The sequence below is a fragment of the Pseudonocardia sp. SID8383 genome, assembly GCF_009864975.1.
GTDB lineage: Bacteria > Actinomycetota > Actinomycetes > Mycobacteriales > Pseudonocardiaceae > Pseudonocardia > Pseudonocardia alni.
The window spans coordinates 1-11,020 of the sequence record NZ_WWFY01001236.1; the positions used below are offsets into that span (position 1 = coordinate 1).

The window sequence follows — 11,020 nt, forward strand, 5'->3', positions numbered from 1 at the left end:
GCGCGGCGCAGCGGGGGCGGGGTGCCGCGCGGGGTCAGCCCGGGTTCCGGGGCCGCCCCGGCGACCCGGCTCCCGGCGTCGGCGGTCGTGGAGGCCATCGCCGCCGATCGTAGGCTGGTCCGCGTGACTCCCGCCCCCGACTCCACGCCCGACACGGCCCGGTCCACCGGACGCCTGGTGCTGGCCGCGACCCCGCTGGGCGACCCGCGGGACGCCTCGCCGCGGCTGCGGGAGCTCATCGCCACCGCCGACGTGATCGCCGCCGAGGACACCCGCCGGTTCCGCACCCTCGCCGCGGCGCTGCCGGTCACGTACACGGGCCGGATCGTCAGCCACTACGACGCGGTCGAGGCCGAGCGGCTCCCCGGCCTGCTGGCCGCGGTCCGCGACGGCGCGACCGTGCTGGTCGTCTCCGACGCCGGGATGCCCGCGGTGTCCGACCCGGGCTACCGGCTCGTCGCCGCGGCCGCCGCGGAGGACCTCCCGGTCACCTGCGCGCCCGGCCCGTCCGCGGTGACCACGGCGCTGGTCCTGTCCGGCCTGCCGTGCGAGCGGTTCTGCTTCGACGGCTTCCCGCCGCGCCGCTCCGGCGAGCGCCGCCGGTGGCTGGGGACCCTGCGCGACGAGCGCCGCGCCGTGGTGTTCTTCGAGTCGCCGCGCCGGACCGCGGACACCCTCGCCGACGCCGTCGCGGTGCTGGGGGAGACCCGGCGTGCCGCGGTGTGCCGGGAGCTGACCAAGACCCACGAGCAGGTCGTGCGCGGCACCCTGGCCGAGCTGCACACCTGGGCCACCTCCGGCGACGTGCTCGGGGAGGTGACCGTGGTGCTGGCCGGCGCCGAGGCCCGGGAGGCGCCGCCGGTGGAGTCGCTGGTCGACGCCGTCCGGGAGCGCACCGACGACGGCGAGCGTCTCAAGGACGCCGTCGCCGCCGTCGCCGAGGCCGCGGGCGTGCCGAAGCGGGACCTCTACAACGCGACCCTCGCCGCCCGGGACTGACTCGGCGGGCGGGTCAGGCCGTCGCGGGGGTGCGGGTCGGGATCGCCCGCATGACGGGCTCGACGTAGCGGGCGGCGATCGGGCCGAGCACCGCCATGATCAGCACGTAGGCCGTGGCCAGCGCGGACAGCTCGGCGGGCACGGCGGCGTAGCCGACGGCCAGCCCGGCGATGACGATCGAGAACTCCCCGCGGGCGATCAGCGCGGCCCCGGCGCGGGCCCGGCCCATCCGCCCGATCCGTGCGCGCTTCGCCGCCCACCAGCCCGTCGCGTACTTGGTCGCGGCCGTCGACACGGCGAGCACGAGCGCCCAGCCGAGCACCGGCGGGATGGCCCGCGGGTCGGTCGAGAGGCCGAACACCACGAAGAACACCGCGGCGAACAGGTCCCGCAGCGGCTCCAGCAGCTTCGTCGCGTTCTCCGCGGTCGAGCCGGAGATCGCGATGCCCAGCAGGAACGCGCCCACCGCGGCGGACACCTGCATGGCCTGGGCGAACCCGGCGACCAGCAGCGCGGCGCCGAGCACCTTGAGCAGGAACACCTCGCGGTCGTCGGAGTCGACGACGGCCGAGACGTAGCGGCCGTAGCGCAGGGCCACGACCAGCACCACCGAGATCACCGCGAGCGACACCGCGACCGCACTGATCCCGCCCCACAGCGTCACGCCGAGCAGCAGCGCCGTGAGGATCGGCAGGTAGAGCGCCATCACCAGGTCCTCGAAGACCAGCACCGACAGCACCACCGGCGTCTCCCGGTTGCCGAGCCGGCCCAGGTCCGACAGCACCTTCGCGACGATCCCGGAGGAGGAGATGTAGGTGACCCCGCCCAGCACCATCGCCCCGACCGTGCCCCAGCCCAGGATCAGCGCGACGGCGACGCCGGGCGCGGCGTTGAGCACGATGTCGACGATCCCGGCGGTCCACGACCGTTTCAGGCCGGTGACGAGCTCGACCGCGGAGTACTCGAGCCCGAGCAGCAGGAGCAGCAGGACGACGCCGACCTCGCCGGCCAGCGAGGTGAAGTCGCCGATGTCGCCCAGCGGGATGACGCCGCCCGCGCCGAATGCGAGGCCGCCGAGCAGGTAGAGCGGGATGGGGGACAGGCCGATCCGCTGGGCGAGCCTGCCGAGCAGGCCGAGCCCGAAGAAGACGGCGCCGAGTTCGAGCAGTTCGAGTGCGGTGTGGTCCACGACTACCGGGGCGGCCTCAGCCGCGCGCGAGGATGTCGGCGGCCTGCTCCAGCTTCTCGGCCGTCCCGACGGCGATCACGATGTCCCCCGCGGCCAGCACGTGGTCCGGCGTCGGTGACGGGATCACCTGGCCCGCGCGCATGATCGCGACCACCGACACCTGGGTGCGGGTGCGCAGCGCGGTGTCGCCGAGCGGGCGGCCGTCGAACGGGCTGTTGAGCTTGATCGGCATCTTGCGGGTGGTGATGCCCGGGAGGTCCGCGTGCTCGTCCTTCAGCTGGTTGACCAGCTGCGGGGCGCCGAGCAGGTTCGCCAGGGCGCCCGCCTCCTCGGTGGTCAGCGGCAGCTCCGCGACGCAGGCGTCCGGGTCGTCGGCACGGGAGAGGATCAGGTCGATCTTCCCGTCGCGGTGCGCGATGACCCCGACCCGGCGGCCGCTGCGCAGCTCGATCTCCTTCCGCACCCCGATCCCGGGCAGCGGCGTCACGTCGACGTTCACCCCCGCAACGGTACGCCGCGCACACCGGCCGTCGGAAACACGCTCGTGACCGGCGCCGCCGAATGACCGGGGCCGCCCGGGGGTAGCCGGGAGTCATGCCTTCGGACCTGCCCCCGCACGTGATCGTGCTGTTCGGCGCCACCGGCGACCTGGCGAAGCGCAAGCTCTTCCCGGGGCTGCTCCACCTGCAGAACGAGGGGCTGCTCCCCGAGGACTTCCGGGTGATCGGGTCCGGCCGGCACTCGCCCGGCTCCGACGAGGAGTTCCGCGACCGCATCCGCGAGGCGCTGTCCGACGACACCGGCTGGGACGACTTCGCGCCGCGCCTGAGCTTCGTCGTCTCCGACGCCGACGACGGCGCCGACCTCGCCGACGCGGTGCAGCGCGCGGAGAAGGACCTCGGCTCCGGCGACGTGCGCCGGCTCGTCTACCTCTCCGTGCCGCCGACCGCGATGACCCCGATGGTCGCGATGCTGGGGGAGACCGGCATCGCCGAGCGCTCCCGGCTGGTGCTGGAGAAGCCGTTCGGCACCGACCTGGAGTCCGCGAAGGAGCTGAACGCGGGCCTGAAGGACGTCTACGACGAGGCCGACATCTTCCGCATCGACCACTTCCTCGGCAAGGAGTCGGTGCAGAACATCCTCGCGCTGCGCTTCGCCAACGGTCTGTTCGAGCCGGTGTGGAACCGCCAGAACATCCGCTACGTGCAGATCGACGTCCCCGAGGAGATCGGGATCGAGGGCCGGGCGTCGTTCATGGAGTCCACCGGCACGTTCCGCGACATGATCTCCACGCACCTGTTCCAGATCCTCGGGTTCGTCGCGCTGGAGCCGCCGTACGAGATCGCGCCGGACGCGCTGCACGCGGAGAAGGCGAAGGTGTTCGGATCGATCCGCCCGCTCGACCCGTCGCGGGTGGTGTTCGGCCAGTACGCCTCCTACCGCGACGAGGAGGGCGTCGCCGACGACTCGGAGTCCGAGACGTTCGTCGCGCTGGAGACCTACGTCGACAACTGGCGCTGGTTCGGCGTCCCGTTCTTCCTGCGCACCGGCAAGGCGATGGGCGCGACCCGGCGCACCGTGACGATCGGCTTCGACGAGCCGGCGCTGACCATGTTCCCGGGCGGGTCGTTCACGGGCGATGCCCACGACGGGCCGCCCACCGAGCTCGTGATCGAGCTGGCCGACCAGGTGTCGGCCGAGCTCGACGTCCGGGCGAAGGTCCCCGGCCCGGAGCTGAAGGTCGGCCGCGGCCGGATGCGGCTGGACCTCGACAGCGTCGGTGACCCCGACGACGCGCTGGAGGCCTACGAGCGGCTGCTCCTGGACGTCATGAAGGGGGACCGCACGCTGTTCACCACGACCGAGGAGGTCGAGCGGCTCTGGGAGCTGTGCGACCCGGTGCTCGCCGACCCGCCGCGGACGCAGACCTACTCCGACGGGTCCTGGGGCCCGCAGGACGCGCTCGACCTGCCCGGCCCGCGCGGCTGGCGAGTGCCGGAGTGAGCCCCTCGCGCAGCGAGCGCTACTTCCCGATCGCCGAGCACGGGATCATCGGCGACCTGCGCTCCGCGGCGCTCGTCGGCACCGACGGCACCGTCGACTGGTTCTGCCCGGGCCGGTTCGACGCGCCCAGCGTGTTCGCCTCGCTGCTCGACACCGACCGCGGCGGGCACTGGCGGCTCACGCCGTGCGTCGACGAGACCGAGCTCGCCAGCCAGCAGCAGTTCTACTACCCCGACTCCAACATCCTCATCACCCGATTCCTCACCGCCGACGGCATCGTCGAGGTGCAGGACCTCATGGTGGTGCTGCGCCCGCACGACCCCGACCACCGCCAGCGGCTCGTCCGCCGGGTGACCGGGGTCCGCGGGTCGGTGCCGATGACCGTCGAGGTGGTCCCGCGACCCGACTACGCCCGGGAGACCCCGAAGGTCGAGAGCGCGGGCGCCGGCATCCGCTTCACCGGCAGCGGCGTCACCCTGGACCTGACGTCGTCGGTGGAGCTGGAGATCACCGACCACGCCGCGGGCGCGGAGTTCCGCACCGCCGAGGGGCGCACCGAGGTGTTCGTGCTGGAGGTGGACGCGACCGGGGAGCCCACCGCCTGCGACGACGCCGCGGAGGCCCTGTTCACCGGGACCGTCTCGTTCTGGAAGGACTGGCTGGCGCACTCGTCGTACACCGGGCGGTGGCGTGAGCGTGTGCACCGCTCTGCGCTCACCCTCAAGCTGCTCACCCACGAGCCGACCGGCGCGGTGATCGCGTCGCCGACGATGGGGCTGCCCGAGCAGCTGGGCGGCGAGCGGAACTGGGACTACCGCTACGTCTGGATGCGCGACGCCGCGTTCACCCTCTACGCGCTGCTGCGGCTCGGGTTCACCGAGGAGGCGGGCGCGTTCATCGGCTGGCTGTCGGGCCGGTTCGGGAGCACCCGCGACGGGGACCAGGGCCCGCTGCGCGTCATGTACACGATCGACGGCGACGAGACCCCCGACGAGGTCGAGCTCGACCACCTCGACGGCTACCGCGGCTCGCGCCCGGTGCTGGCCGGGAACGGGGCGTCGGCGCAGCTCCAGCTCGACATCTACGGCGAGATCATCGACTCGGTCTACCTGTACGACAAGTACGGCGACGGCGTCGGCCACGAGGACTGGACGAACCTCTGCACGATCCTCGACTGGCTGCGCGAGCACTGGGACTCCCCGGACGAGGGCATCTGGGAGACCCGTGCGGGCCGCCAGGACCACGTGTTCTCCCGGCTCATGTGCTGGGTCGCGGTCGAGCGGATGATCCGGATGGCGCGCCGGCGCGGCCTGCCCGGCGACGTCGGGGCCTGGACCACCACCCGCGACGAGATCTACCACCAGATCATGGACCGCGGCTGGAACCCCGACGTGGGGCCGCGCGGGTCGTTCGTGCAGCGCTACGGCGCGACCACGCTGGACGCCTCGGTGCTGCTCATGCCGATGGTGAAGTTCTGCGCGCCCACCGAGCCGCGGTTCCTGGCGACCCTGGACGCGATCAACGACGACCTCGTCGTCGACACCCTGGTGTTCCGCTACGACGTCGAGGACTCGCCGGACGGTCTCGACGGCGAGGAGGGCACGTTCTCGATGTGCTCGTTCTGGAACGTCGAGGCGATGACCAGGGCCGGACGCCTGGAACAGGCCCGGATCGCGCTGGAGAAGATGTTCTCCTACGGCAACCACCTGGGCCTCTACGCCGAGGAGATCGGCCTGACCGGGGAGCAGCTGGGCAACTTCCCGCAGGCCTTCACCCACCTGTCGCTGATCAGCTCCGCGATCAACCTGGACCGGGCGCTGGGATGAGGGGGGCCGCTCAGTGGGTGAACAGGCAGGACTCGTAGAGCCGGACCCCGTGCTCCAGGGCCTGCTCCCGGGTGACGGGGCTCTCCGGGTCCAGCCAGGCCAGCACGATCTCACCCATCCCGCCGAGACAGAAGTGCCCGGCGACGCGCAGGTCGTCGGGCTCGATCCGGGAGTCGGCGGCGCTACCGACCATGAGCTCGGCGAAGCCGCGGTTGGCGCTGCGCCGGCGCGCGAGCAGCGCAGGACAGCCGACCGCGTCGACCAGCGCCACGACCCGGCGCGGGTCGCGGTCGACGTCGTCGAACCACGCGGTGAGGGCGGCCCTGATCTGGGCGGCCGGGTTCGGGGCCGCCGACTGCACCGCGGCCATCGTGGCGGCGGCACGCTCGTCGACGACGTGGTCGAACACCGCGCACCCGAGCTCCACGCCCGAGGCGAACTCCGCCGCGGCGGAGGCGGGCAGCCCGGCCTGTTCCGCGGCCGAACGGGGGTCGACGGCGGACCAGCCGCCGTCGGCCCACTGCTGCAGGGCGGCGTCGAGGAGGGCCTCGCGGTCCCGTTCACCCCGGTCCATGCGCGCCACTATGGCACCTCTAGGGGGAACGACACCCATCTCCGGGAGCTATCCCCATCTTTGGTGATGTGCCGCCGCGGAACGTGATGGCGACGGTGAATACGCTGGAGGGCATGAGCAAAGCCGTGCTGACCGCCGTGGCGTGGCCCTACGCCAACGGCCCCCGGCACATCGGCCACGTGTCCGGCTTCGGTGTGCCCTCCGACGTGTTCGCCCGGTACCGGCGGATGGCGGGGGACCGGGTGCTGATGGTGTCCGGCACCGACGAGCACGGCACCCCGATCCAGGTCCAGGCCGACGCCGAGGGGCTGACCCCGCGCCAGCTCGCCGACAAGTACAACGGCGTGATCACCGACGACCTGCAGGGTCTCGGGCTGAGCTACGACCTGTTCACCCGGACCACGACGTCGAACCACTACCGCGTCGTGCAGGACATGTTCACCGCGCTGTACAAGAACGGCTACGTCGTCCCGAAGACGCAGCTGGGCGCGATCAGCCCGTCCACCGGCCGCACCCTGCCCGACCGCTACATCGAGGGCACCTGCCCGATCTGCGGCTACGACGGCGCCCGCGGCGACCAGTGCGACAACTGCGGCAACCAGCTCGACCCGGCCGACCTCAAGAACCCGCGCTCGCGGATCAACGGGGAGACGCCGAAGTTCGTCGAGACCGAGCACTTCTTCCTCGACCTGCCCGCCTTCTCCGAGGCGCTCGGCAGCTGGCTGTCGACCCGCACCGACTGGCGCCCCAACGTGCTCAAGTTCTCCGCCAACCTGGTGGAGAACCTCAAGCCGCGCGCCATCACCCGCGACCTGGAGTGGGGCGTGCCCGTCCCGCTCGACGTCTGGTCGGACAACCCGCTCAAGAAGATCTACGTCTGGTTCGACGCCGTCATCGGCTACCTGTCCGCCTCGGTGGAGTGGGCCCGCCGCGGCCCGGACCCGGACGCGTGGAAGCAGTGGTGGACCGACCCGGCCGCCGAGGCCTTCTACTTCATGGGCAAGGACAACATCACCTTCCACTCGGTGATGTGGCCGGCGATCCTGCTCGGGCAGAACGGCGCGGGCGACCGCGGCGGCGAGCCCGGGCCGTACGGGACGCTCGACCTGCCCAGCGAGGTCGTGTCCTCGGAGTACCTGACCATGAGCGGGTCGAAGTTCTCGACCAGCCGCGGCACCGTCATCTACGTCGGCGACTTCCTGCGCGAGTTCGGGCCGGACGCGCTGCGCTACCACATCGCCGTCGCCGGGCCGGAGAACCAGGACGTCGACTTCACCTGGGACGAGTTCGTCCGCCGGGTGAACTTCGAGCTGGCCAACGAGTGGGGCAACCTGGTCAACCGGTCCATCTCGATGGCCCACAAGAACGTGGGCGCGGTCCCCACGCCGACGGCGCCGCAGCAGGCCGACGCCGAGCTGCTCGCGTACTCGCGGGCCGGGTTCGACACCGTCGGCGGGCTGCTCGCGCGGAACCGGTTCAAGCAGGCCGCGGGTGAGGCGATGCGCGTGGTCACCGCCGCGAACCGGTACCTGTCCGACCAGGAGCCGTGGAAGCGCAAGGACGACCCGGAGCGCCGGGACACGATCCTGCACACCGCGCTGCAGGTCGTGCAGGACGCCAACACCCTGCTGACCCCGTTCCTGCCGCACGCCGCGCAGAAGGTGCACGAGGCGCTCGGCGGCACCGGGGTGTGGGCCGCGCAGCCGGAGAAGACGACCGTCGACGACCTCGGCGACGGCCCCGCCTACCCGGTCCTCACCGGCGACTACGCCGCCGAGCAGGCCCACTGGGGGTCGACGCCGATCGAGGTGGGGCGCCCGCTGGCCAAGCCGTCGCCGATCATCGCCAAGCTCGCGCCCGAGCTGGGGGAGACCGGGCCGGAGTGGGCCCCGGTCCGGAAGTGAGCGGACACGGCCGCCGGCCGCGTCCCGAGCCGCCGGAGCCGCTCGCCGCGCCGACGATCGACAGCCACACCCACCTCGACGCGTGCGGCTGCGAGACCGACGCCGACGTCGTCGCCGCGATGGACCGGGCGGCGGCGGTCGGCGTCGTCGGCGCGGTCACCATCGCCGACGACCTCGACGGCGCGCGGTTCGCCGTCCGCGCCGCGCACGCCGACGACCGGGTGTGGGCGGCCGTCGCGCTGCACCCCACCCGGACGGCACGGGTACCGGCCGCCGACCTCGCCGAGATCGAGCGGCTGGCCGTCGACGACCGCGTCGTGTCGATCGGCGAGACCGGCCTGGACTACTACTGGGACCACAGCCCGCCCGCCGCGCAGCAGGATGCGTTCCGCTGGCACATCGGGCTGGCCAAGCGCACCGGCAAGCCGCTGATGATCCACGACCGGGACGCCCACGACGACGTCCTGCGCATCCTCCGCGAGGAGGGCGCCCCGGACACCGTGGTCTTCCACTGCTTCTCCGGCGACGCCGCGATGGCCCGGGAGTGCGCCGACGCCGGGTACGTCCTGTCCTTCGCCGGGCCCGTCACCTTCAAGAACAACCACGAGCTGCGGGCCGCCGCGGCACTGGTGCCCGCCGGGCAGTACCTCGTGGAGACCGACGCGCCGTTCCTCACCCCGCACCCGCACCGCGGCCGGGCCAACGAGCCCTACGTGCTGCCGTGGACCGTGCGGGGGATCGCCGCGACCCGCGGGGAGTCCGAGGCCCTGGTCGCCGAGACGGCCCGCCGCAACGCCGAACGGATCTTCCGGCTGCGCACAACCGATTGACGCCGTCCGCCGTGACGAATGGCGGGGTAGTCGTCACTCACCGTCGATCACAGTCCGCTCGTCGCCACGCGCGCGTCGGAAACGCTGCGCCGGGTCACGGTCCGCTAACGTCCCTCGTCGTACCCGCCGGGACGGGGTCGCTCCCCCGACCCGCGGGACGACGACCGGTCCGCTCCCCAGCGACGGTTCCGCTCCCCGGCACCGCGCCGGTCGTCGTTCCCGCAGGTCATGGCCCCTCCCCGGACAGCCGAGCCCCCGGGAAGTCATGTCTTCGCGTCACGCCGCACCGCTCGCCGACGACGAGCTCACGCGACCGCTCCCCGTCATCGCGCCCGCCGGTCTCGCCGGCGACGAGGCCGGGTACGTCACCTACGAGGGCCGTCACCGCACCGCCGGTGCCCGCTCCCGGGCCGGGGTCCGGACGGCCGCTGCGGCCGCGCTGTTCTCGGTCCCGACCGGCGGCCTCGCCGCCGCGGTGCTCACCGCCCCGGCCGAGCAGCCCGCCCAGGAGCTCCAGGCCGGGCTCGCCGCGAACGCCACCGACCTCGGCACGGCGTCGATGAACCTCGACCGGCCCTCCTCGCCCGCGTCGTTCGCCCCGGTCGCCGCCCCGACCACCGGCTCGGACATCGTGAACGCCCAGATCGTCGAGTCGCAGAAGCTCCCGGCGCCGGAGCAGGAGGTGCAGGACCCGTCGCTCGACGAGGGCACCCGAACCGTCGTCGACCCGGGCCGTGAGGGCGCCCGCAGCATCATCTGGCGGGTCACCTACGACCAGGGCCGCGAGATCGCCCGCGAGCGCGTCGGCGCCGGTCAGGACACCCCTGCCATGCCGCGCGTGGTCAAGGTCGGCACCAAGAAGAAGGTCGAGGAGACCGTCGAGAAGGCCGCCGCGAAGGCGAAGTCCTCGGCGCCCGCGGTCTCGAACGGCGGGACCTGGGACAAGCTGGCCAAGTGCGAGTCCGGCGGCAACTGGGCGATCAACACCGGCAACGGCTACCAGGGCGGGCTGCAGTTCAACAAGCAGACCTGGCAGGCCTACGGCGGCGGGCAGTACGCCCCGACCGCGGACCAGGCCTCCCGCGAGGAGCAGATCGCGGTCGCGGAGAAGGTCAAGGACGACCGCGGCGGCTACAGCGCCTGGCCGTCCTGCTCCTCCAAGCTCGGCCTGAGCTGATCCCGCACGCACCCCGCCCGGGGTGCCCGGCGAGAATGGTGCCGTGAGCGACCACGGGACCGACGGCGGCCGGAGCCGGAGCATCGACGCCGACGGCGACCGGAGCCGGACCACCGCCACCGCCCGCCTGCTGGGCCCGGCCGACGTCCGGGTGCTGGCCGAGCGGCTCGGTCTGCGCCCCACCAAGAAGCTCGGCCAGAACTTCGTCCACGACGCCAACACCGTCCGCCGGATCGTGAAGTCGGCCGGCGTCGACGGCGACGACGTCGTCCTCGAGGTCGGCCCCGGTCTCGGCTCGCTCACCCTGGCGCTGCTGCCGGTCGCGGCCCGGGTGCACGTCGTCGAGATCGACCCGGTGCTGGCCGGGCTGCTCCCCGACACCGTCGCCGAGCGCGCCCCCGAGCTGGCCGGTCGCCTCACCGTGACCGGGGCCGACGCCATGCGGGTCGGCGCGGACCGGCTCGCGGCCGACGCCGGGCCCGGTGCGGCGCCGCCCACCGCGATCGTCGCGAACCTG

Annotated in this window: 10 protein-coding genes; 7 read left to right on the top strand and 3 right to left on the bottom strand. The window is 73.0% G+C overall.

Annotated elements, in window-relative coordinates:
* The first annotated feature begins 123 nt into the window (after window positions 1-123).
* Window positions 124-999: a 16S rRNA (cytidine(1402)-2'-O)-methyltransferase gene (gene rsmI / locus GTW08_RS30275; RefSeq protein ID WP_073577607.1), complete on the top strand. Its 876-nt coding sequence runs from the start codon at window positions 124-126 to the stop codon at window positions 997-999.
* Window positions 1,000-1,012: 13 nt separating this feature from the next.
* Here rsmI and GTW08_RS30280 read toward each other — a convergent pair whose 3' ends face one another.
* Window positions 1,013-2,188, bottom strand: coding sequence for a cation:proton antiporter (locus GTW08_RS30280; RefSeq protein WP_161152873.1), 1,176 nt, complete (start codon window positions 2,186-2,188; stop codon window positions 1,013-1,015).
* Between the two features lie 16 nt (window positions 2,189-2,204).
* Window positions 2,205-2,687: a cation:proton antiporter regulatory subunit gene (locus tag GTW08_RS30285; protein ID WP_073577611.1), complete on the bottom strand. Its 483-nt coding sequence runs from the start codon at window positions 2,685-2,687 to the stop codon at window positions 2,205-2,207.
* Between the two features lie 95 nt (window positions 2,688-2,782).
* On the opposite strand from GTW08_RS30285, the gene zwf reads away from it, so the two are divergent.
* Both zwf and GTW08_RS30295 read left to right on the top strand, forming a co-directional pair.
* A complete protein-coding gene (zwf, locus tag GTW08_RS30290; RefSeq protein WP_073577612.1) occupies window positions 2,783-4,192 on the top strand; it encodes a glucose-6-phosphate dehydrogenase in 1,410 nt (469 codons plus the stop codon).
* Window positions 4,189-6,018: a glycoside hydrolase family 15 protein gene (locus tag GTW08_RS30295; protein WP_073577613.1), complete on the top strand. Its 1,830-nt coding sequence runs from the start codon at window positions 4,189-4,191 to the stop codon at window positions 6,016-6,018. Before zwf ends, GTW08_RS30295 begins: the two co-directional genes overlap by 4 nt.
* A gap of 10 nt (window positions 6,019-6,028) precedes the next feature.
* Here the strand turns inward: GTW08_RS30295 and GTW08_RS30300 are convergent, their stop codons facing one another.
* Window positions 6,029-6,592: a TetR/AcrR family transcriptional regulator gene (locus GTW08_RS30300; RefSeq protein WP_073577614.1), complete on the bottom strand. Its 564-nt coding sequence runs from the start codon at window positions 6,590-6,592 to the stop codon at window positions 6,029-6,031.
* 113 nt (window positions 6,593-6,705) lie between these two features.
* On the opposite strand from GTW08_RS30300, the gene metG reads away from it, so the two are divergent.
* The 4 genes from metG to GTW08_RS30320 form a co-directional block, all read left to right on the top strand.
* Window positions 6,706-8,496: a methionine--tRNA ligase gene (metG, locus tag GTW08_RS30305; RefSeq protein WP_073577615.1), complete on the top strand. Its 1,791-nt coding sequence runs from the start codon at window positions 6,706-6,708 to the stop codon at window positions 8,494-8,496.
* Window positions 8,493-9,326: a TatD family hydrolase gene (locus tag GTW08_RS30310; RefSeq protein WP_073577616.1), complete on the top strand. Its 834-nt coding sequence runs from the start codon at window positions 8,493-8,495 to the stop codon at window positions 9,324-9,326. The genes metG and GTW08_RS30310 overlap by 4 nt, the downstream gene beginning before the upstream one ends.
* A gap of 265 nt (window positions 9,327-9,591) precedes the next feature.
* Complete coding sequence (locus tag GTW08_RS32775; protein ID WP_073577617.1) at window positions 9,592-10,503, top strand: resuscitation-promoting factor; 912 nt, start codon at window positions 9,592-9,594, stop codon at window positions 10,501-10,503.
* Window positions 10,504-10,630: 127 nt separating this feature from the next.
* Window positions 10,631-11,020 (top strand): ribosomal RNA small subunit methyltransferase A (locus tag GTW08_RS30320; RefSeq protein ID WP_275939033.1); only part of this gene is annotated, 390 nt, incomplete at its 3' end.

Coding starts and splice junctions, on each gene's coding strand:
- GTW08_RS30300 (WP_073577614.1), bottom strand. CDS start 6,592: ATGGACCGGGGTGAACGGGACCGCGAGGCCCTCCTCGACGCCGCCCTG.
- GTW08_RS32775 (WP_073577617.1), top strand. CDS start 9,592: ATGTCTTCGCGTCACGCCGCACCGCTCGCCGACGACGAGCTCACGCGA.
- zwf (WP_073577612.1), top strand. CDS start 2,783: ATGCCTTCGGACCTGCCCCCGCACGTGATCGTGCTGTTCGGCGCCACC.
- metG (WP_073577615.1), top strand. CDS start 6,706: ATGAGCAAAGCCGTGCTGACCGCCGTGGCGTGGCCCTACGCCAACGGC.